Below are 21,288 nucleotides of genomic sequence, written 5' to 3' on the forward strand. Positions count from 1 at the left end.
AATCTAAGATTGGGCGTGCCGGAATGCGGTTCGTTTTTTGGCAATGATTGGGAGGCTTGAATGCAGGTGGTTTACGCCTGATTGTCCGAAATCACGGCAACAACACGACGGTTTGCTTGGCGATGCTCGGCGGAGTTGTTGTCGAATAATGGTTTATCTTCACCGTAACCTATGGCGCTAACACGATTTTCTGTAATGCCGAAGACTTCTACCAAAACATCCGCAATGGCATTGGCACGTTGTTCTGATACTTTTTGGTTATATCTGGCGGAACCTGTGTCATCGGTGTGTCCTTCAATAACCACTGTGGTATTCGGGTTATCCGTCATATAGGTCGCTAGCTTTTCAACTTCAGGATAGAATTTTTGCTGTACTCTTGTTTGATTGCTGGCAAATTGAATGTTTAGCTTTATCGGAGGTTGTGCCGCGACAACGGCCGCTTGTTCTAACACACTGGGTACTTTGCCATCAGCAGAAACAGGTGGCGCAGGAAGTGGCTCTTGTTGTTTTGAGTTGGTTTCAATTGGTTGCGTTATCATGGTTAAGTCTACCACTTGAGAATCCTCTGTTATGGTTTCTGGTTGTGTCTCGGTAATGCTTTCTGATGGTGTTTCTGTGATGCTTTCTGGTTCTGTAGCAGGTGATGTTGCCACCAGATTTTCTGTTGCTTGGGTGTCTTCTTGCTCAGTCTCGATAGGTTGAAAGCGCCTATCTTGTCTGGCTAGCCTGTTGTTTTTACCGCCGAACGTCATTTGTAAGCCAAACGAAGAAACCTTATCTAGATGCTGATCTTCTAAGTCATTGACTAAGCGGAAGTCTGCGCGCAGAGCAAGGGTATCGGTTAGGGCGTATTTCACACCACCACCGGCATTGATTTCCATCTTGTTGTCAGAGTCGGAACTGAAGTCTGTGGTGCCTACACCTGCGGCTAAGTATGGGGTTAGGTGGTAGGAAGAGACAGTTGGCAAGTGGTACAAACCATCTAAGCGATATTGATCAACATCGACTTTATTTCCGCTTAGTTTGGATTTGGTGTCGGCATTGAGGTAAACAAATTCGACCGCCCATGGGTTATCAAACTGATAACCTAAGCCAAGAGAGTAAGCCGTATCATTTTCTTCATCGCGATCGTTGTCCATATCATAGTGGCCAATACTTGGCGTGATGGTAAAGCCTGATTGAGGCTGCGCGACAGCAATGGATGAAAAGGAAGCCGCAGCGACAAGACTGCTGATTAATGCATGTTTTGTAAAAGTAAAAGACATGGTATATCTCCTGATAAGTGTCTGGGTTGTGTTGTGCTGATCACAACAAGCGTTGTGCTTTTTTCAGAATAAGCGGCTTTTTGAACCCAGAAAAGTCACCCTGAAATTCCACTTAAGGCCTTTAATTACGTGGGATTGCACTATCATGACGGAGAGTTTACCGAACAAGCATTTTTAACACGTATTGAAGAAAAATTGGGTCAATAAATAGCTAGGAATGAGGGGATTTATTACAGGACTTTTGCATTGTTGTTTGAGTTTTTCGAATCAAATAGCCTGTATCTTGTTGAAGTGGATTTGGTTTAACTCTTGCGAACTTATAAAAGCGAATGAAAGTGAATAAAGCAATTCGAGCCAGCGTAACGATTACTGACAAAAACTGACTGTTCTGCTGTTTAGTATAGGGAATGACAGATATAGGCTGTAAAGCATGTCTGTTTGTATTTGATTTTAATGAAGGAGAAGTAGGTGGAACTCTCAAATTTTCCGATTTTTTATGTGGATGATGTCCAAGCAAGTGTGGATTTTTATCGTCCACTTTTTGAGCGAGATCCCGTGGATCAGCAAGACAGTTTTGCGCTTTTTGTTAGTGAGTCTGGCCATAAATTTGGCTTATGGGCTTGGCCGGATGTGGAACCAACAACTGATAAAGTAGCGTCAGCCTGTATGGAAATTGCTCTGGAAGTTAGCAATCTCATCACCCTACAGATTCATTACCGTAAATGGATTGAGTTGGGCGTAGAGATTATCCAAGATATTCGTGAGATGGATTTTGGCACCAGCTTTACGGCATTGGATCTCGACGGACACAGGTTGAGAGTCTTTTGTTACGAAAAATAAATTAACGGAAATACTGCCTAGAATAGCTCATCTAAGCGTGGGCTTTTTTGAACTTAAATGAAATGTCGAAAGACTTTTTCTTTCAACCATTTCGTATTTGGAAATTATGGATTAACTGAACACGTATTGATCAGTTTAGGGCTCAAGCCTAGACTGAAGGCAATTCCACTGGTTAGTTCGCATGAGTGACAGCCAGTTAATCCAAGATACGAGGTGTTGTTTATGTTACCGACTTATTTTATTTCTCATGGTGGTGGCCCTTGGCCTTACATGCCTGAAATGCGTGCTATGTTAGCGACCTTAGAAGCATCGTTAGCCGCGATGCCTGAACAGTTCCCAGAAAAGCCGAAAGCCATTTTGATGATTTCAGGTCATTGGGAAACCAAAAAGCTGGCGGTTCAATCCAGTATTGCTCCCGGTATGGAATACGATTACTACGGTTTTCCTGAGCATACTTATAGCGTTAAGTACGCCTCGCCCGGTTCACCGGAAATCGCTCAAAGAGTGGCAAGCTTATTGAATCAAGCTGGTTTCCCAACCGATCTAGACAGTAAAAAGGGCTATGATCACGGTGCTTTTACGCCCATGGAAATCATGTATCCCAATAAAGACATGCCAATGATTCAATTGTCTTTGCAAAACAATCTAGACCCGGCCGAGCATTTGGCCATTGGTCGTGCTTTGCGTCCGTTACGTGAAGAAGGGGTATTAATTGTTGGCAGTGGCTTGAGCTATCACAATTTACGTTTATTTGGGCCGCAAGCAAAAGAGCCTTCAGCACAGTTCGATGCTTGGCTGCAACAAACCTTGATGGCGTCAACGCCTGAGCAAAGACGTGCAGGCTTGATCGCATGGGAACAAGCTCCATACGCTCGAGTCAGTCACCCTAGGGAAGATCATTTTATTCCTTTGATGGTGGCTCTAGGGGCTGCCGAAGAAGGTGAAGCGCGCTGTGTTTATCATGATGAAAATGTGTTCGGTGGCGTCACTGCCTCCAGTTTTCGATTTGATTAAATAATAATTTAGATATTGAATTTTTATCATATAGTGAATTTTTTTGAGAAAAAATGTTTCATATTTAAAGCCAGCTAAAAGCTGGCTTTTTTATTTTTTTCAATAAGTTATGAATTTTTTAAAGGGCTTTGGAAGGGTGTTTTAACGGCTGGCATAGGCTTTGCTCGATTATTAGAAACTAAAAACAACAATAAGGTGAGCCAATGAAAAGTTTGTACCTCGAAGTGGAAAACATAAATGTGCGTTATCAAGATACGGGAGGAAAGTTACCTGTTTTAGTTTTGTTTCACGGTATTGGGGGGTCATCAGAGCTTTGGCAATATCAGTTGACCTCTCTCGCCTCTTCTTTTCGTGTCATCGCACTAGATCTTCCCAATCATGGTTTGTCGGACATAAATGAAAAAGCCTTTGATGTCATTGAGTACGCAGAATTTGTTTGGGCGTTTTTAGACAAGTTGGCCATTTCTGAGGTGCACTTGGCGGGCAATTCGATGGGCGGCGCAATTTGCGTACATATGTCAGCTTTACAGCCAGACCGCGTGAGTAAAATGATACTGCTTAATGCTGCGCTACTAGGCAAGCAGACCCCACTACCCTTTAAGCTGATGTCCTTACCTGTCATTGGAGGTCTTTTGGGGCGTCCGAACCAAGTTGCAGTCGATCAACAAATAAAAAGTATTTTTCTGAAACCTGAAGAGGTTTCTGAGGAGATAAAGCTCATCATTCATCGCAATGTAATGCGAGATGGCGCACAAAGTGCTTTTTTGAAAACGCTGAAAAAAATGGCTAATTGGTCTGGACAAAAAAGCGTGTTATCCCAGCTTACCTTAGCAAGGCTCAAGAATACCTCTTGTTCAGTGTGTTTTGTGCATGGTCGTCAAGATGCCGTATTGCCATACAAGCATTCTGAAAATGCGCATCAAAATACGCCTGGAAGTGAGTTGGTCATTTTGGAGAACTGTGGTCATACACCTCAAATAGAGACGCCCGTTGAAATTAATGATCTTTTCCTACGTTTGTTAAAATAAGGTTACGAATATTTACAAAGTCTTTTCTATAAAAGGATACATGTTCGGTAAAGCTCGACTAAGGTTATTGGTGTTGTTAGATAACTTGCAAGGAGCATGGCGATGAAACAGGACGCAGACAAAGAATTAAAACATCTAACCCAGTTGCTTGAAGACTTAGAGCAAATATCATTAGATGATATTGCTCTGATTCCCGAAGACAAACAGCACCTTATGGTGGAGAGTATTGAAAGCCTACAAGATCAGTTAAAAGAGGTCATGAGTGAAAACCGCTTGTTACATTGATTTTCATGCAATGAATACATCTCTTCGTAGTCTGTTTTATAAGCATCAGACCCTATAAAAAAAGACCGGTATGGAAGCCGGTCTTTTGCTTTTTGCCTTTCTTGATCAGCTATTCCCAAGACCTCAATAATTCCTCGTTTATTAATTGAGAATAAAGGTAATGTATCGCAAACCGCTAAACTGGCAGGGGTTAGCCGTAATACTGTCTACAAATACGCCAAACAGCAAGATGAGTAGAGAAGTAGGATGTGATTTTGCAATCCTGCTGTGGAAACGGTAACGTCATAGGTGCGGCTATTCTTTGGGAGGCTTTATGTGCAAGCGTATAAGTGTTTGGTTTTTGGTGGCATGGTTATTAAGTGCTTGTGCATCAAGCAATAAAGAGCAAAATGCTGCACTTGGCTTAACCCTATTTAAAGCTTGGCATGATGGCCATCAAGTGTCATATATCACCACAGATGTTTCCGATGCTGGTATGGCGAAAGAAATGGGAGCGAATTATGCGCCCCGATTGCGTGATGCGATTCCGCGTTACCCCAAACCTCCGCAAGTCAAAACCGTATTAGAACGTGTTTACGGTTTCCCTAATAAAGAGCAGCAAAATGTTTTTGCTTCGGCGCCTTCACCACTGGGTTATCAAAGCAAAGATCGCCATTATTCTCCTCTTTGGTTAATGTATTGGGTAGTCTGGCAAGACCCTGCACAGGCCTATGAATTGACGTCAGAAGAGGCCATTCTATCCGCTGAAGAAGCGGGTTTATTGACCATTGAACGCAGCAATATTGTGGTGAATTGTCCAGTGTTACCTTTTGAACCAAGTCGTTAAATCATTTACGTAAGTTTTCTTTGAGTAGCATCAGCAAAATTGCTATATAGTAACATTATATGGAAATGAAGCCGCTCTTCTATAGAGGAGTTGGTAGTTTGTTACTTATATGGCATTATGCGTTGGAATTACACTTTATTACAATAAGGCTTTGGATAAGATGGATTGCAAAAATATAAGAGGGAAAAATGCTTAGCAGTCTTAGTGCGCTGTTCCCTTCCAGGAAGCATATATTGGCTTTATATGCAGTTGGTTCTATTTTCTGTTCAATTTTATTATTTGCATTTGGTTTGTATTGTTATCTGTTAAGGGACGTTAGTTTACGCTCTGATCAGGCGCATCAAGCATTGACTCAGCAAATGGAGATGATTTTTGTTGAGCTGAAGAATATTTCAAAAGAGGCTCAGTTAACCTGCAGTAAAGAAGACGTTAAACGCCTTAGAAGAGCGATCTTTTATTCTCCTATTTTTAAAGAATTTGGTTTATTCAATGATGATTACCAAGTTTATTGTACCAATCTTGGCCCCCGTGATTTCTCGATTTTCTCTAGTATTATTGATCGAATAGAGGCGAGCCCAACCAGGCGAACGGTTTCTTTGGTGAAATCCCATACTTTAGGAGACAGTACTTTTTTGGTCTTTTATAAAGGCGAGCATAGTATTGGTGTGAATGGTTTAGCGCCTCCTAAGAGTTTGGGTAATTTTGTTAATCGCTGGTTGCCGTCAGGTTATGCTTATGAATTGACCTTAGGCACAAAAATGGTCGTTGGAAATGAAGCGGATATTCATGGTTCCATCTTGGATAAACAGGTTCGTAGTGTAGACGATTGGGCCATGGAACTGGCCGTGTATTTGCCTGAACGCTATTACTGGCAACGCCTTCATGAATTGTGGCCTTTCATTCTATTATCAAGCTTAACTTTGTTCTTGTTATTTTGCTTGGTGCGATGGAGTTTTCTATATTATCGTCGTTCATTACCCCAATGCATTAAGCGAGCGATTCTTAATGATGCAATGGAAGTGTATTTTCAACCTATTATTTCATTGGATGAAACGGCCACTCATGAACTAGAAGCGTTAATACGCTGGTATTCTCCTTATCACGGTCAAGTTTCGCCTTTGTCGATAGTGGAAATTTCAGAACGCTTGGGTCTGATTGATGATCTAACCTGGATGGTGATTCGTAAGGTTGGGCATTTTTATCGTGATAATCCAGAGTTGCTGAAAGACATTCGTATCTCGGTCAATGTGGATCGACATAGTTTAATTCATGAGGATTTTGCGTCTAAGTTGGCTGACATTATGACAGAATGGCCTGAGCTAAAAGGACGTTTAGGGTTAGAAGTGACGGAAACCACAGCGTTAAATTCTATTGAACTGCCTTTAATGGTTAGTCGTTTCGAGCACATTAAAGCCTTGGATATTCGTTTGTCAGTAGACGACTTCGGTACCGGTTATGCTGGATTGGACTTCTTACGTCGTTTTCCATATGACACTTTGAAATTGGATCAAATCTTCATTGCCAGCCTGAAAGATGACCAATTTACTCGGCAAGTACTCACCTCGGTAACCCGATTAGCCAAAGAATTAAAAATGGAAGTCGTTGCGGAAGGGGTGGAGCGAGAAGATCAACTGGAAGCCGTACGAGAGTTGGGTGTAGAAAGAGTACAAGGTTACTATTTTTGCCGACCTTTACCTGCGGATCAAGTGTTGGACTGGTTGCGTAAAGAGCAAGAGTAAAAATAGCATTGTGTTCTCTGTTGCCATCTCTTACCCTTGGCAGTCATTAGTCTTCATAGAGTACCTAATATGGCCACCTTGGTGTTTCGATTAAAAAACGTTCCCGACGAAGAGGCAAATGACATTCGTCAGTTGTTGTCGGAACACCAAATTCATTTTTATGAAACCAGTGCAGGGCGTTGGCAAATTTCCATGGCGGGTATTTGGGTAAAAGATAAAGAGCAGGCATGGCGAGCGCAACAACTGATTCGTGAAGATCAAATTGAGCGTAGTCGTGACATGCATATACCAAGCACGTTGGATTACCTAAAAGGGGGATTGCAACAGGCTCGACAAAACCCCATCGAAGCCTTGTTTACGCTGTTTGCCATTGGCTTCATTCTGAGCCTGTCCATCTTGCCTTTTATGATTTGAGCAAGTTTGACCTGATGTTTACCTTCACTCTTTTTGGATATCCTTCCTTACTTGCGATAATTGCTTTCGGTTATACTTAACCCTACTCCTCTCTGAATAATGGCAAATTTGTGACTCAAAAACCGCATTTAAGCAAAGGCAAACGCAATAAAAAATTGGAATTGCATTCTCGTAATCCGCATCGAGCGCGTTATGACTTTGCTTTGCTGGCAGATTCTTGTCCTGAGTTATCTCATTACATCAGATTAAATAAGTATGGTAACGAGTCATTGGATTTTGCTGATCCTTTAGCGGTAAAAACCCTTAATCGTGCTCTACTCAATCACTTTTATGGCGTGGCGTTTTGGGATATTCCTGCGGGCTTTTTATGTCCGCCGATCCCAGGCAGAGCCGATTATATTCACTATCTAGCGGATTTATTAGCGGACAGTAACAAGGGGGTGATTCCTCGTGGTAAAGGGGTTAAGGTTTTGGATGTGGGGGTGGGCGCAAATTGTGTTTATCCCATAGTCGGGCATCAAGAATATGGTTGGCAGTTTGTTGGCTCGGATGTGAATCCGACTGCGGTTGCTACTGCTTCAACCATAGTGAAATCCAATTCTTGCCTGAAAGAGGCGATCAGCATTCGTCAACAAGCGAATCAAGAACACATATTTGACGGAGTCTGGCAAACCAGTGAACGTTTTGATGTGACCATGTGTAACCCTCCTTTTCATACCAGCGAATCGGCTATGCAACAAGAGTCGCAACGTAAATGGCGAGGGTTGAAAGGGGGGAAATCCTCGGGCAATGTCGCACACAATAAGGGTCTGAACTTTGGTGGTATGGCGGCCGAACTTTGGTGTGAAGGCGGTGAAGTAGGTTTTATTAGTCGTATGATTAAAGAAAGCCAAGCTTTGGCGGATCAGTGCTTCTGGTTTACTTCTTTGGTTGCACGACACAGCAATTTGGATCTACTGAAACAAGAACTGCGAAAGATTGGCGCAAAGCAAGTGAAAGTAGTTGAAATGGCACAAGGGCAGAAAATTAGCCGATTTATCGCATGGAGTTTTCTTGGCGAGGATCAAATAGATTATTGGCGAGATTATTATTGGCAGCATTAAACTGCCAATGTTTTTTAGCAAAGGGCCTTGATGGTCATTGTCGCCTCATTTTCGCTAAGGCGACAAGCATCCTCTAGTGTTATTAACCCTTAGAGCTCAGTTGCAATTTGAGCCGCCAAACGTGCGTTATTAAATACCAATTGAATATTACTGGCTAGGCTGTTGCCTCCTGTTAGCTCAGCAACGCGAGCTAACAGGAAAGGTGTGGATTCTTTGCCGCCAACCCCTTGCTCTTCCATTTCTCTTAAAGCTTGAGTAATTGCTGTGTCGATGGCGTCTTTATGCATAGCAAACTCTTCAGGAATCGGATTAGCGATAACCGTTCCCCCTTGTAATTGCATATCCCATTTGGCATTGATGAATTGTGCAATCTCTTTTGCGGATGCCATGTTGTAATCGACGCTTTGATCGCTCTCACGAGTATAAAAAGCTGGCAGGGTACTTGTCTGGTAACCCAGAACAGGAACGCCTTGGGTTTCTAGGTATTCGCGTGTTAAGGCCAAATCCAAAATAGATTTGGCCCCAGCGCAAACAACCGCCACATTGGTTTTAGCCAGTTCTTGTAAGTCTGCTGAAATGTCGAAACTTTGTTGCGCGCCACGGTGAACACCGCCAATGCCACCGGTGGCAAATACGCGTATGCCTGCCATGGCTGCAATGATCATGGTAGCAGCAACTGTGGTTGCACCATGTTGTTTTTGGGCCACCACAAAAGGCAGGTCACGACGTGAGCATTTGGTGACAGACAAACCGGCTTTCGCCAAAGTATCAATTTCTTCACTACTTAGACCGGCTTTCAAGCGACCATCAATGATGGCGATAGTGGCAGGTACGGCGCCATGGTCGCGAATGATTTGTTCTACCTGTTTGGCGGTTTCCGCGTTCTGAGGCCAAGGCATGCCATGGGAAATAATGGTGCTTTCTAGAGCAACAACAGGTTTGCCTGAAGCGATGGCCTCGGCGACTTCTGGGTGAATATCTAGATATTGATTCATAGTGATTGTATCCATTGAGTGACTTGCTGAACACTGAGTTCAGGATGATTAGCATGTGGGCTTTCTAGTGTTATGGCAGCGCAAGCCAAAGCAAAAGAAAGTCTCTTATTAGTATCTTCAAATTGGTTACAGGCGGTTAAATAGCCTGCTAATAATGCATCGCCTGCACCTGTGTCGCTGACTGGTGATGTCGGATGACAGCTTTGTTGATAACAACCAGAAGCATCAGCGAATAATAGTCCTTGACTGCCTAGGCTGAGTAATACCGATTTTACTCCTTGTGCGAGTAATCCTTGTGCTAATGCTTGTGGGTCTGTTTGTTGGCATTGCAATAAGGCACGCGCTTCGTCTTGATTGACTTTTAATAAGGTTAATTGATTTAGCAGTGGTAAGAGCTTGGGCGCTTTAGTCGCCGAGACAGCATCCGCAATTAACTGTCCTGTTAAAGACTGTTGTGATAGCCAATCAAGACAAGCTACAGACAGGTTCGCGTCTACAACAATGCTTTGCGCACTTTGTAATAGTGAGGATGTAGACGCTAAGCGCTGTGCTTCTAGTGTGTCCACGATACGCATATCAGCAATGGCCGCTTGTAACTGGCCTTGCTCATTACTGATAGCAAGGTAGGTTCCTGTCGGTAAATGGTTATGTCGCAACATATGATGTATGTCGACACCACTTGCCTGTGTTTGTTCGATTAACCAATCCCCCCGTTGATCTAATCCTACTGGTGCAATTAAGTGCACTTTTTCGCCTAAACGCGCTAAGTTTTCAGCAATGTTGCGCCCAACGCCGCCAGGACTTTGGTTGATAAAGCCAGGGTTAGAATCATGTGCTAACCAAGTGCCAGCACTATGGCCATTGATGTCGACGTTAGCGCCACCTATAACCACATAAGCATTTTGTTGAGCTAGCAAATAGCCCTTACCTAAGATGTAACCTTGTCGAGTCAGTTGCATAATATGACTGGCGACGGATTCACGAGTCATATTGAGGCGCTCAGCTAGGGATTTTTGTGAGGCTAAAGGATCCGCTTTTATTGCGTTATAAACTCGTTGTGTTTGCTTCTTCATAATGATTTTTTAACAAATGTTTATAGGTATAACTTATGTTATGTGCAATTCTGAAGCAAGCCTTTTATCGACTATGGCATTAATCTTGTATTCACCCTATTATTCAAGATCACGTCAATTTACAGATGTTAGGGGACTTTTACTGTGTTCAGGAGCTTTCAGGCGCGACTGATTTTATTTGTTTTGTTGTTATTGGCGCTTGCACAGTTGGGTACGGCTTTAGCCGTGTTGTCGTCATTAAAAGCAGACAATTATCGTCAAGGCGTCCAGTCTATTGATGTGTCCCGCAATGTCTTTGATCTCCTCTTGGAAGCACGCGCCGAGCAATTAACCAAAGGCGTGGAAATTCTCACTTCTGATTTTGGTTTTAAACAGGCTGTTGCCACGAAAGAAACCGCGACCATACGTTCTGTCTTGGAAAATCATGGTGCACGTATTAATGCGGATGTCTCTTTGTTGGTATCACCAAATGGTCAAGTTATTACCATGACACGAGAGGGGTTAATTGCTGACAATACCATTTCCGATTTAGTGTCTGCGGCGCGACGCTCGGGTGGTTCGTCAATCAGCACTACAATCGCTTTTGGGGATTTGGCTTATCAATTGGTCTTGGTCCCCGTTCGCTCTCCTAACATTGTGGCTTGGGTTGGCATGGCGTTTTTATTGGATCAGTCCTTGGCGGAGGAAATCAAAGGCGTTACGGGTCAAGACATTAGTTTTGTTTACGGCAAAGAAGGCGGTTCTTTGATGTTCGGTGGCACAACCCTTACTTCCAATGAAGGGCAAAAATTACTGAGTGAAATTCAGCATCCAGTCGAAATATTACAAACTCCCGCTTTTTCTAATGATGAAAAATATTTGACGCTCGCCGTTGATCTTGGGATTGAAAATCAATGGGGTATGATTCACCTACCTTATGACCCTTGGAAAGAAAGTTATAACTTTACGCGCAATCAATTATTGGGCATTTTTGCTGGCGCGTTGGCTCTCGCCCTTTTGTTGGGGGTCGCTCTGGCGCGAAATATGACACGCCCTATTGGTCATCTGGTGGAATTTGCGACCAGTATTGGTAAGAGCGTACAAAAGGCCGAGTTGACTGTGCCAAAAATGACGGGTGAGTTTGGGGTGCTATCGAACACCATGAAAACCATGCAGCATTCCATTTTAATGCGAGAAGAAGAACTGACTTATCGAGCTTCCCATGACATGTTGACAGGCTTAAACAATCAAAGTGCCGTTGAGTTGTATTTGCAAGATGCCTTGCCTGCAAAGGACGGCGGATTATTGCTGCTGAACATTCGTCGCTTTCGTGACATTAATAATATGTTGGGATTTGATCTGGGAAATATTTTGCTCGGCAAGGTGGCCAATCGATTACAAGCGTGGGACCGTCAGGCCGATATGATTGCGCGTTTGGGAGATGATAAGTTTTTGCTTATTTTTTCTCAAAATATTACGGCTCAGGATTGCTCTGACCTGAAGGAAGTCATGAGTGATGAGTTCGAAATTGAGCATGGCTCTGAAATTCGTATTGATGTCAGTATTGGTGTTTTACCATTGGAACTGGCCACTAAAAGCGTAAACACTGCGATTCGTCGTTTAGACATAGTGGCGGAAAAAGCCAAGTCAGAGAGCGATGCCTATGCATTTTATCAACAAGGTGAAGACGAAAGTCACCAGCGTCAATTGACCATCATTCGAGATTTACCTCACGCTTTGGAAACCAATCAATTGTTTGTGGTTTATCAGCCTAAGGTCTCTGTAGAAACGCAGGATTGCCAAGAAGCAGAAGCTTTAATTCGTTGGATTCATCCTGAATTAGGTTTTATTCCACCGGATGAACTGATTGCGTTATTGGAACATGCAGGCGGTATTCAAGCTTTAACAAAATGGGTTTTGAATACAGTATTGGCACAACTCAGTGAATGGTGGCAGCAAGGTCAAAAGATACGCGTGGCCATCAATCTATCAGCGCACGATTTGGTAGACGAGGAACTGCCTCTGATGGTGTCACTTGCTCTAGAAGCCAATCGGTTACCAGTTGATGCTTTGGCCCTAGAGGTGACGGAAAGTGCCGTGATGACGGACAGAAACAAAGTGATCAGTGTGTTGCATGCGTTACAAAAAATGGGCATTCATTTGGCGATTGATGATTTTGGTACGGGTCAGTCTTCGTTGGCATATTTACGTGATTTGCCAGTAAATGAGGTGAAAATAGACCGTGCCTTTATTCAGCATATTGATACCAACGAAGATGATGCTGCTATTGCGAAGAGCAGTATTAACTTGTCCCACAGCCTAGGTTTTGTGGTCACCGCAGAGGGCGCTGAAAACCAAGCCAGTGTGGAACTGTTAAGGCAATTTCAGTGTGATAAAATACAAGGGTATTTTTATTCTAAGCCATTAAAATCTATAGAATTTTATGATTGGCGAACAGCGTTTAATGATAAGTCAAATAGATCTGTTTAATTGCTAAGGTGGAATAAACTATGTTGTTGCTGTTGATTCGGATGGCATTGCTATTGGTGTTGGTAGTACTGGTAACCTTGTTAGGTATTGTGTTTTGTTTACTGACCTTGAGCTCAAAGAATCGCGTTTATCACCTTGGGAGAGTGTTCGCTAAAGTGGGCCCTTTATTTGGGCTGTCAATATCTGGGCGAGTGTCAGAAAAAGCGCAATTGGTGCCGCAAGCAGTCTATGTGGCGAATCATCAAAATAATTTTGATCTCTTTACCTTGGCTGTTGTGGTACCGAAAGGGGTGGTGACGGTAGGTAAAACCAGTTTGCGTTGGATTCCATTTTTTGGACTTTTGTATTGGTTTAGTGGCAATATTTTGATTAATCGAAACAATCGTAAAAAAGCCATCGCTACCATAGAACAGGTGGTTCACAGTATGAAACGTACCGGTTTGTCTATTTGGATGTTTCCAGAAGGTACGCGAAGTCGTGGTCGTGGTTGGTTACCCTTTAAACGTGGCGCTTTTCATGCGGCGGTGCAAGTTGGAGTCCCTATTATTCCTGTCGTTTGTAGCAGCACGCATGATCAAGTCAAACTCAATCGCTGGAATAATGGTAAGGTCATAGTGGAAATGCTGGATCCTATTTCTACAGAAGGTCTTCATGAAACCGATGTGGTAAAACTGATGAAACAATGTGAAGAGCAGATGCATCAAACTCAGCAGCGTTTGGATACAGAATTGGCTGTTAAGTAATTAATCAATAGTATCTGCAATCTGCTGTAAACAGATTTCCACATCGCTTTGTATTGGACTGTCTTCCTTATACCATTGCGGGTGCTGTCTGGCTTGTTGGAAATAGCTTAACAGAGGCTTGATAGTGTCCATATTGCTTGTCTTATCGCCATTTACTTTTACGCTTTGCTGAGCGGCGTGACCGCGTCGATGTAAATGAATAATGGCTTGTATCCCGCGCAATGCCAATAGTCCCAACGTGACATCATCAAGACAAAGGTAATGGCGCTTGGTCAGTTTACTTTTTATGGTGTCTTTGTAGTGCTTACCGGTTTGCCACCCTGCCCCTAATAAAGCGCCAATCCCTGTAGCCGTACCCAAGCTAAGACCAGCCGACATGACGTCTATGCCAGCACCAATGGCAGCCCCAGTTAAAACGCCACTGCTGGTTTCAAGCCCCCATTCTTTAAGCGTGCTTTTGGCAAAAAGATCTTGTTGCCAGACAGTATTTTGAATAGCAAGACGATCTAAATACACATCCTCTGAGCGAAATTCATAAAGTGCTAAAAGGCTTTGGATCAAACCTTGCTCTTGTTGATTGATGGCTTGTTCAAAAGCGTCTTGTTGTAGGGTATTAGGCGGATATTGATTCACCAAGAGTCGATAGCTGGCGGCATTGATAAGCAGTTGAGCAAGTTGGTGAGTGGCGGATTTAAAACGCAATTGAGCTGCTTGATGACGACGTTGGATAAAGTGCTCTAGTCGCTCATAGTCTTTGGGCATGAGACTTTGAATACTCTGATATAAGCGTTTTTCATCTTCAAAATAAAATGCCACGGAATCGTATTTTACTAAAGTATGCAGGTGACGCTCTGCTAACACCTGTTGCCATTTGTTGATATGAGGTGTTGGGCTGGCGCTGAAATTCAAAATCGGCACTATGGGCTTGTTAGCGCAGGCCAAAATATCTAATTCATTTAGATATTTACCAAGCGGTGCTTGGCGCACATCGATGACATACAAGATAATGTCGGTTTGTGTTAGCTGGGCAAGAATTTTGGCTTCTTGCTCAAACTCTTGTTGAGCATACTGGCTTTGGCAAAAGTGGTTAAGCCAGTCGCTTCCTTTGAGCGCTTGAAAAGCTTCCTGTTGCCTGATTTGCCACAATCCAATGGAATCCTCGAAACCAGGTGTATCGGTTAATTGCATGATTTCCTGATCAGCTAATCTAATGGTCACTGTTTCAATATGACGGGTGGTACCCGCTTGATCTTTCACCTCTCCAAAGTCATGACGACGCAACAAAGTGCGAATCAAAGAGGTTTTGCCTGTGTTTGCGTGACCCACCACTAAGAGTTTAATCGACACTGTCTATTCCTCTGGTAAGTATTTGGGTTCGGTGAGTTGCAACTGTTTGGCTAGGTCAATCCAAGCAGTATCAAAATGACTTGTCTTGGTTTTTGATAGTACCATCTGGAAATCTGCTTGTTGCGCGGCCAAATTGCTTAGAAAACGCAACGTGCCACGGTCTGGGCTGTGAGCATTGTTAACCAAAAGGTAGGTGGCTTGACCATGAGTGAGTGGCAAAAAAGCGTGTTGTTGCGTTTGGTCATTTATCAGCTGGGTAGTGACTTCTTTGAGAGTATCAGGAATGTCATCACTCCATTCATATAGGCCCCATAAGCTGTTTTTGTTGATGCGACAAACGGGTAAGGACTGCCTTTCATTGGAAGTGTTTTGCGGTCGCTGAAGGTGGTCTGGATCAGTGATGCGCTTTTTATGCGCCTCTTGTTGCGCATAACGATTCATGATGATCTTTTCTTGAATACTGGGTTTGCGATTTATCAATTTGAAACGATACACAGCCATGCACAAGATTAACAAGAAAAGTCGTGGTAGCAGACCATATACGAACAAACTGGCGAGCAAGAAATTGGCCCAACGTTGTCGTGTAGCTTGGTCTTGCAGTGTTTGATCAATTCGGCTTGAAAGTATGTCGGCTTGAGTTGGTAAATCCAATCCTAACCAATCTAATGGCTTACTTAGCCATTGGGTTAACGATAAAAAACGACTGTCGCTAAGTAGTGTGGTTTCCCAAATAAAACTCACCTGGTTGGTAAGTAAAAGCAGTAATGTTATCAATAGCCCAGCGCTCAGATAACCTAGCCAAACCCCCTGAGATAAGCAGCTTGCCAGCCAAGTTTTATTTTGTGGTGGGCTTTGCCAATGCCAAAATGCTTTACTAACTTGTACATCAATGGCAAGCCACTGACTCATTTTATGGTGTAAGAATGATACTGCGCTGAGTAATAAGGAGCTCTTACTAGAGTTGGCTCTTATACTTAACCAAACCATACTCGCTATCCATAACAAAAGATTAAGACAATGCAATCCCAGTAGGGTGAGCAATAGCCAATAAATGTTGATGTGCTTTTGTTCATTGACGAGAAAACTGCTGGGGGTGACCAAAAGCCCGATCACAAAACTAACCATCATCAAAACCAAAATACTGCTGCGGAAGTAATTTTTTAGGCGAGCGTATTGCTCCGAATAGTGTGTTGTTGTGGCGTTCTGGTTGAGATGGTCCTGATCAAGTGCTTGTAAGGCTTGATCTAGATTGCTGGCAGATGCAGGCAGCGTAAATTCTGAATGGCTTTCTAAGTAAGCGGCTAGCGCCAGCTTTTCATCCTGTGGTAGCAAGGTCATACCCAATCTTGTCTCATGATAAAAGCATTATAAAGGAAGTATCCTTATCTTCCCTAGGAAAGATAAGGATACGCCTTCTGAACATCCTTCTACGCGAACTCGCTGGCAAAGGCTGAAATAGAAGGAGCGACGCCTGAAAAGGTGTCATAGTGTCCATTTTTATTGATGCTTTGGTTGCTTATAGGCTTTTCCTATTTTTCCTTATGCATGTTCTTATATCATTGTTCTTTATAAAGTTATTTTCATTGCAATATTATAGGGTGATAACGCAACCTTTTTGGTGTTGTAGGTAAAGTCCTACAGTATTCGTGTGTGCATTTGTTAATCCTCATTGAAGTGTGCAATGCCAAAGACCTAGTATTGCCGACATCGTTAGACGCGTTAGTCTGGGAGGTTGGGTATGCGTTTAAATTCCGTGAGGGTAAAAAGTTCTTTACCTGTTGTTGTGATGTCCGTGACATTCATACTAGCGCTAATAGCGTTAGGATCCATTATTAACCAGTTGAAAGCGTCTTTAAATGAGCATACTAATCATTATGAAAAGGCCATTTCAGTTATTTTGAATGCCGACCGTGACGCTTATCAAGCTAAATTGGCTGAGCAGCGCATTGTGACGGGTCTTGGTGACGCAGAAAGTGAAGAAACGGACCGTACCGAAAATATTCAACAAGTTAGAGATCGCTTTGACTTGTATCTTGGGTATATGTCAGTTGCGCCAGAAGTGGTCGCTAAACTGGGGGATTTTGATCAAGCTTTCAATGCATGGGTGGCTGCTTCTAATGCGGTAGTGGCGCTGGATGTGAGCATGGCAAATTATGCTGAGGCTGAAACCTTATCAAATGACACCTTTGGTGCGATGCGGGACATCTTGGATGTCGCTGGCGAGGCCATTAATGAGCACTCAGCACAAGAAAAGCTGACGTTGGAAAGCAAACTGGCGACATCCGTTCGACTTGCAACTATCTTGGTTCTTATTGGTGTCTTGATCGCCGTTTGGTTCAGCTACAAAACACCGAAAACCCTTACCGATCAAGTACGTTACTTAGGTCAACGTATTCGCGAAATATCGCAAGGTGATGGTGATTTAACGCAGCGTATTGAATTTAAAACTCAAGATGAGTTGGGCGATTTGGCCGCAGAATTTAACGGTTTTGTTGAGAACTTACGAGGCATTATTGCGAATATTCATCAACAGGCCAGTGCGCTTGGTCAGGTGACTGGGCAGCTGAACAATGCCGCCTCACAAACTTCAAAGATTACTGGTTCGTTGGCAGGTGCCTCTGCTTCTATTGTGAGTGCAGGCCATCAAATGGATATGTCTAACCAACAACTGGCCAATGTGGCTCGTGAAGCAGCAGAAGAAGCGGATAATTCGAGCAGTCTGACGCAAAACGGTATTACCGCAGTGAACAAGTCTCATTCTGCGGTAACGGAATTAGTAACCGATATTGAATTGGCTTTGGGTCGTTCTGATGAGTTACAAAAGAGTTCCGAAAGTATTGCCTCTGTACTGGAAGTGATTCGAAATATTGCTGAGCAAACCAATCTGTTGGCACTCAACGCAGCGATTGAAGCGGCACGCGCTGGTGAACAAGGTCGTGGTTTTGCTGTCGTTGCTGATGAAGTACGAACGCTTGCTACCCGTACGCAAGACAGTACCAATGAAATAGAAACCATGATTGAACAGCTGAAAGTGAATGTAGCGGAATCCTCAAAAGCCATTCAAAACAGTCGCAACAATGCGGACTTTACCGTGAACAACTTTGGTGATGTGACAAAAGCTTTCCATGATCTGCAAGAGTCTTTTACGAAAGTTCAATCCATGGCCTCGCAGACTGCTCAAGCGACTCAAGAGCAATCTTCGATGACAAGTGATATCAACCAAAACATGATGTCGCTGAAAGAGCAAACGGATTCTGTGCAGTCTGTTTCTGATAATATTAAGAAACAATCACAAGATATCTCTGAGTTATACAAAGCTTTGGATAAGCAGGTGAGCAGCTTTAAGGTTTAAGCAATTTGGGATGTTAAAAACCGCTTTAGCCAGCATTGGCTAAAGCGGTTTTTTTATATTGGTAAATAAATTACCTTGGTTTTTTAAGTGGCAACGGAGCGCTGGTTTTTACCGAACGAATGGCAAAGTAACTTTGCAAATCTTTCACATGAGGTAAAGACTGGATGCGTTTTAAGATGCTTTCATAGTCTTGTAAATCGGTTGCTACCACTTCTAATTTATAATCGGCTAAGCCAGACACCAAATGTGCGCTGATCACGTCTTCCATTGCTAAAATCGCTTTTTCAAAATCAAGATGATAGTCATCCGCATGATTTCTGAGTTTCACCTCGACAAAGACTGTCATGGAAAATCCGGCTTTTAAACGATCAATCCTGGCATGATAACCTTGAATCACACCTTGGGCTTCCAATTGTTTTACGCGCCTTAAGCAGGGTGAAGGTGAGAGGTGAATTTCTTCCGCTAACGCCACATTAGTGAGGCGTCCGTCTTCTTGTAAATGAGCGAGTATCTCCAGATCTGTTTTGTCTATGTTGGCATCTTTCATAACTATTTAGTCTTAAGGTGAGTATATGTGCTAAAAAATAGAGGATAACTGGGTGAAATAGCAAGGACATGCTCGCTGAATTGCATAGATAATACAAATTAATATTATCTGGCGAGGTGCGTATGGCTCATTCTGCAACACAAGACTATTCCGAACCTGCTTCCAATCCGCAACCTGACTATAAGGTATACGCAACGGGTTGGGGCTTTAAACTGGGATTGTTGGCGGCTTTTGTCAGTATTCTGATTTGGGCCTCTTGGTTGGTCAGTATGCGTGCAGGTGTGACCAATACACTCACGCCTTTTGATTTGGGGCTGTTACGTTTTACGCCGCCAGCTCTTCTGCTCTTGCCCATTCTTTGGCGTGGTCGAGAAAAGATCAAATCGGTTTCCCCTATGCTATTGCTTGGCATTGTGTGTGGTGCTGGCGTTCCCTTCTTCTTTCTAAGTGCCACAGGCTTAAAGTATGCTCCAGCGTCCCACGCCGGGTTATTGATTCTAGGTGCTTACCCATTCTTTGTGACTTTGTTGGCGGTGATTTTTTATCAGGAAAAAGTGACTCGGGCGCGCAAGATAGGTTTGAGCTTAGTCTGCACTGGGGTGATTGTGTTGCTGAGTCTGTCCATGCTGACCGCTGCACAAGGGACTTGGAAAGGGGATTTATTACTCTTGGCGGCTAGCATGTTTTGGGCGATTTATACCGTAAGTTTACGCATAGCTGGCTTACCCCCATTGCTTTCTACCTCGCTGATGGGCTTTGTGTCATTTGCCATTTTGCTGGTGCTTTGGTCAACCGGTTTGGTATCCAGCGGACTTTCGCAGGCGTCTTGGGACATGATTGCGGTACAGTTGGTGGTACAAAGTTTGTTGGTTGGATTAATGACGGGCTTCACTTATGGCTATGCGGTACAAAAGCTTGGCGCTGAAAACATGGCGGCCATTGGTGCCTTTACCCCAGTTTTAGCCTCTATTATCGCCATTCCTATCTTAGGCGAAACCCTAGAAGCCTACTCCATCGTGGGCTTAGGTCTGGTAGCCACAGGCGTGCTGCTGGCCAGTGGTATATTGAAAAAGCATTGAGCTAAAAAACGCTTAATCATACGAGTCATAGAGCCCTCTTTACCTAGGTAAAAAGGGCTTTTTTATGCATGAAAATTGAACTCTCGTTAAGAAAAATTTGGATTTCAAATCTTGCGGTTCACAAATATTAATGGTGTAAGCTAGGGTGAGTTGCTGCTAAGATTCTTGAAGAATTTTTTAAGCTTGCCAAGGCGCGAATTGCTAAGTTTTCTAACAGGAAGTTTCAGATGATCAGAGTGGCGTTACCAAATAAAGGGGCTTTGTATGGGCCTTGTATCGAGTTATTGACCTCTTGTGGTTATAAAGTCAAAAAACCAACCAAGGGGCTTTACTTTGAAGATACTAAAAATCAGGTTGAGTTCTACTTTTTAAGAGCGAGTGATATTCCAATGTACCTAAATAAAGGGATTATTGATTTAGGTATCACAGGGGAAGATTTCCACCATGAGAAGCAAAGCCAAGCCAGTAAAATGCTGGATTTACCCTTTGGCCATTCTAAACTCTGTATTGCCGCAATGGAAAGCACAAGGCTTGACGATTCAAATCAAGTTAAGTCATTAAGAATTGCTACCTCATTCCCTAATTTAGTGAAGCAGCACTTTCATTCTACTGAGTTAGATCTGGTTGAGTTAGACGGGGCAGTAGAGATATCCATCAGTTTAGGTTTGGCAGACTGTGTGGTTGATATTGTTGAAACCGGTGCGACACTTAAATCTGCAGGTTTAAAAGTCGTGGGGGAGCCGATATTTACATCCAATGCGGCGTTATTTTCCGCATTGGAATCGAAAGACAAAGAAGGCGTTAAGCGCTTTGTTGATAGGGTGAATGGTCGCTTAATTGCGTTGGAATATCAGATGGTTGAGTACGATGTGCCAACCAACCTATTGGACAAAGCCTGTGAACTAACCCCAGGCATTGAGTCGCCAACAGTCAGTCAGCTTAAAAACAATGCTTGGTGTTCTGTGAAATCCATGGTCAAAAAAGAAGAGGCCCACCATATATTGGATCAGTTGAAGGCAATCGGTTGTAAGGCCATTCTCTTAACGAATATTGAAATGGCAAGGATGTAAGGTTTGCATTGCTGTGAAGCATTTATTGCAAGGGCTTATAAAGTTAAGAAAAAGGCCAGCTACAGGAGCTGACCTAAAAACTGTCAACCTATTTTAGGA

Annotated in this window: 20 protein-coding genes; 14 read left to right on the plus strand and 6 right to left on the minus strand. The window is 43.2% G+C overall.

Annotated features, from left to right (window positions below):
* Nucleotides 1–71 precede the first annotated feature (71 nt).
* Nucleotides 72–1,265, minus strand: a complete 1,194-nt coding sequence (locus tag ACXAH2_RS11420) for an OmpA family protein (protein WP_475078596.1) — start codon at nt 1,263–1,265, stop codon at nt 72–74.
* A gap of 468 nt (nt 1,266–1,733) precedes the next feature.
* Between ACXAH2_RS11420 and ACXAH2_RS11425 the strand changes: the two genes are divergently transcribed.
* From ACXAH2_RS11425 to rlmF, 9 genes are all read left to right on the plus strand, one after another.
* A complete protein-coding gene (locus ACXAH2_RS11425; RefSeq protein ID WP_475078598.1) occupies nt 1,734–2,105 on the plus strand; it encodes a VOC family protein in 372 nt (123 codons plus the stop codon).
* A 222-nt stretch (nt 2,106–2,327) separates the two neighbouring features.
* On the plus strand, nt 2,328–3,119 hold the full coding sequence (locus ACXAH2_RS11430) for a DODA-type extradiol aromatic ring-opening family dioxygenase (RefSeq protein WP_475078600.1): 792 nt from the start codon (nt 2,328–2,330) through the stop codon (nt 3,117–3,119).
* 203 nt (nt 3,120–3,322) lie between these two features.
* Entirely contained in the window at nt 3,323–4,147 is an 825-nt protein-coding gene (locus ACXAH2_RS11435) for an alpha/beta fold hydrolase (protein WP_475078601.1), read from the plus strand.
* Nucleotides 4,148–4,249: 102 nt separating this feature from the next.
* Nucleotides 4,250–4,432: a hypothetical protein gene (locus ACXAH2_RS11440; RefSeq protein ID WP_475078603.1), complete on the plus strand. Its 183-nt coding sequence runs from the start codon at nt 4,250–4,252 to the stop codon at nt 4,430–4,432.
* Nucleotides 4,433–4,576: 144 nt separating this feature from the next.
* Entirely contained in the window at nt 4,577–4,669 is a 93-nt protein-coding gene (locus tag ACXAH2_RS11445; RefSeq protein WP_475078696.1) for a helix-turn-helix domain-containing protein, read from the plus strand.
* Between the two features lie 76 nt (nt 4,670–4,745).
* Entirely contained in the window at nt 4,746–5,258 is a 513-nt protein-coding gene (locus tag ACXAH2_RS11450) for a DUF7482 domain-containing protein (RefSeq protein ID WP_475078604.1), read from the plus strand.
* Nucleotides 5,259–5,446: 188 nt separating this feature from the next.
* A complete protein-coding gene (locus tag ACXAH2_RS11455; protein ID WP_475078605.1) occupies nt 5,447–6,997 on the plus strand; it encodes an EAL domain-containing protein in 1,551 nt (516 codons plus the stop codon).
* 69 nt (nt 6,998–7,066) lie between these two features.
* Nucleotides 7,067–7,411, plus strand: a complete 345-nt coding sequence (locus ACXAH2_RS11460; RefSeq protein WP_475078606.1) for a DUF6164 family protein — start codon at nt 7,067–7,069, stop codon at nt 7,409–7,411.
* A gap of 110 nt (nt 7,412–7,521) precedes the next feature.
* The gene (gene rlmF / locus ACXAH2_RS11465) at nt 7,522–8,514 is read left to right on the plus strand and encodes a 23S rRNA (adenine(1618)-N(6))-methyltransferase RlmF (RefSeq protein WP_475078607.1); all 993 of its coding nucleotides are present in this window, start codon (nt 7,522–7,524) and stop codon (nt 8,512–8,514) included.
* An 89-nt stretch (nt 8,515–8,603) separates the two neighbouring features.
* On the opposite strand, the gene ACXAH2_RS11470 is transcribed toward rlmF, so the two are convergent.
* Nucleotides 8,604–9,509, minus strand: a complete 906-nt coding sequence (locus ACXAH2_RS11470; RefSeq protein ID WP_475078608.1) for a pseudouridine-5'-phosphate glycosidase — start codon at nt 9,507–9,509, stop codon at nt 8,604–8,606.
* Nucleotides 9,506–10,582, minus strand: a complete 1,077-nt coding sequence (locus ACXAH2_RS11475; protein WP_475078609.1) for a carbohydrate kinase — start codon at nt 10,580–10,582, stop codon at nt 9,506–9,508. Before ACXAH2_RS11475 ends, ACXAH2_RS11470 begins: the two co-directional genes overlap by 4 nt.
* 144 nt (nt 10,583–10,726) lie before the next feature.
* Here ACXAH2_RS11475 and ACXAH2_RS11480 point away from each other — a divergent pair, with 144 nt between their 5' ends.
* Nucleotides 10,727–13,051 carry a putative bifunctional diguanylate cyclase/phosphodiesterase gene (locus tag ACXAH2_RS11480; RefSeq protein ID WP_475078611.1) on the plus strand — a complete coding sequence of 775 codons (2,325 nt, stop codon included), beginning with the start codon at nt 10,727–10,729 and terminating at the stop codon, nt 13,049–13,051.
* A gap of 20 nt (nt 13,052–13,071) precedes the next feature.
* Nucleotides 13,072–13,794 carry a 1-acylglycerol-3-phosphate O-acyltransferase gene (locus ACXAH2_RS11485; protein WP_475078613.1) on the plus strand — a complete coding sequence of 241 codons (723 nt, stop codon included), beginning with the start codon at nt 13,072–13,074 and terminating at the stop codon, nt 13,792–13,794.
* Here the strand turns inward: ACXAH2_RS11485 and ACXAH2_RS11490 are convergent, their stop codons facing one another.
* Both ACXAH2_RS11490 and ACXAH2_RS11495 read right to left on the minus strand, forming a co-directional pair.
* A complete protein-coding gene (locus ACXAH2_RS11490; RefSeq protein WP_475078615.1) occupies nt 13,795–15,141 on the minus strand; it encodes a DUF3482 domain-containing protein in 1,347 nt (448 codons plus the stop codon).
* Nucleotides 15,142–15,144: 3 nt separating this feature from the next.
* Nucleotides 15,145–16,479 (minus strand): DUF2868 domain-containing protein, encoded by a 1,335-nt coding sequence (locus tag ACXAH2_RS11495; protein ID WP_475078616.1) that lies wholly within the window; start codon nt 16,477–16,479, stop codon nt 15,145–15,147.
* Between the two features lie 400 nt (nt 16,480–16,879).
* Here ACXAH2_RS11495 and ACXAH2_RS11500 point away from each other — a divergent pair, with 400 nt between their 5' ends.
* Nucleotides 16,880–18,493, plus strand: coding sequence for a methyl-accepting chemotaxis protein (locus ACXAH2_RS11500; protein ID WP_475078617.1), 1,614 nt, complete (start codon nt 16,880–16,882; stop codon nt 18,491–18,493).
* 70 nt (nt 18,494–18,563) lie between these two features.
* Here ACXAH2_RS11500 and ACXAH2_RS11505 read toward each other — a convergent pair whose 3' ends face one another.
* The gene (locus ACXAH2_RS11505; RefSeq protein WP_475078619.1) at nt 18,564–19,040 is read right to left on the minus strand and encodes an Lrp/AsnC family transcriptional regulator; all 477 of its coding nucleotides are present in this window, start codon (nt 19,038–19,040) and stop codon (nt 18,564–18,566) included.
* Nucleotides 19,041–19,162: 122 nt separating this feature from the next.
* Here ACXAH2_RS11505 and ACXAH2_RS11510 point away from each other — a divergent pair, with 122 nt between their 5' ends.
* Nucleotides 19,163–20,119, plus strand: coding sequence for a DMT family transporter (locus ACXAH2_RS11510; RefSeq protein WP_475078620.1), 957 nt, complete (start codon nt 19,163–19,165; stop codon nt 20,117–20,119).
* Between the two features lie 227 nt (nt 20,120–20,346).
* Nucleotides 20,347–21,189, plus strand: coding sequence for an ATP phosphoribosyltransferase (gene hisG / locus ACXAH2_RS11515; RefSeq protein WP_475078621.1), 843 nt, complete (start codon nt 20,347–20,349; stop codon nt 21,187–21,189).
* The last annotated feature ends 99 nt before the right edge of the window (nt 21,190–21,288 follow it).

The sequence above is a fragment of the Marinomonas sp. ABL3_031 genome, from assembly GCF_056161265.1.

Excerpts from the sequence above, each read along its gene's own strand:
- ACXAH2_RS11440 (WP_475078603.1), top strand. The coding sequence starts at position 4,250 with ATGAAACAGGACGCAGACAAAGAATTAAAACATCTAACCCAGTTGCTT.
- ACXAH2_RS11495 (WP_475078616.1), bottom strand. The coding sequence starts at position 16,479 with ATGACCTTGCTACCACAGGATGAAAAGCTGGCGCTAGCCGCTTACTTA.
- ACXAH2_RS11500 (WP_475078617.1), top strand. The coding sequence starts at position 16,880 with ATGCGTTTAAATTCCGTGAGGGTAAAAAGTTCTTTACCTGTTGTTGTG.
- ACXAH2_RS11460 (WP_475078606.1), top strand. The coding sequence starts at position 7,067 with ATGGCCACCTTGGTGTTTCGATTAAAAAACGTTCCCGACGAAGAGGCA.
- hisG (WP_475078621.1), top strand. The coding sequence starts at position 20,347 with ATGATCAGAGTGGCGTTACCAAATAAAGGGGCTTTGTATGGGCCTTGT.
- ACXAH2_RS11475 (WP_475078609.1), bottom strand. The coding sequence starts at position 10,582 with ATGAAGAAGCAAACACAACGAGTTTATAACGCAATAAAAGCGGATCCT.
- ACXAH2_RS11485 (WP_475078613.1), top strand. The coding sequence starts at position 13,072 with ATGTTGTTGCTGTTGATTCGGATGGCATTGCTATTGGTGTTGGTAGTA.
- ACXAH2_RS11420 (WP_475078596.1), bottom strand. The coding sequence starts at position 1,265 with ATGTCTTTTACTTTTACAAAACATGCATTAATCAGCAGTCTTGTCGCT.
- ACXAH2_RS11435 (WP_475078601.1), top strand. The coding sequence starts at position 3,323 with ATGAAAAGTTTGTACCTCGAAGTGGAAAACATAAATGTGCGTTATCAA.
- ACXAH2_RS11450 (WP_475078604.1), top strand. The coding sequence starts at position 4,746 with ATGTGCAAGCGTATAAGTGTTTGGTTTTTGGTGGCATGGTTATTAAGT.
- ACXAH2_RS11455 (WP_475078605.1), top strand. The coding sequence starts at position 5,447 with ATGCTTAGCAGTCTTAGTGCGCTGTTCCCTTCCAGGAAGCATATATTG.
- ACXAH2_RS11510 (WP_475078620.1), top strand. The coding sequence starts at position 19,163 with ATGGCTCATTCTGCAACACAAGACTATTCCGAACCTGCTTCCAATCCG.
- ACXAH2_RS11470 (WP_475078608.1), bottom strand. The coding sequence starts at position 9,509 with ATGAATCAATATCTAGATATTCACCCAGAAGTCGCCGAGGCCATCGCT.
- ACXAH2_RS11430 (WP_475078600.1), top strand. The coding sequence starts at position 2,328 with ATGTTACCGACTTATTTTATTTCTCATGGTGGTGGCCCTTGGCCTTAC.
- ACXAH2_RS11505 (WP_475078619.1), bottom strand. The coding sequence starts at position 19,040 with ATGAAAGATGCCAACATAGACAAAACAGATCTGGAGATACTCGCTCAT.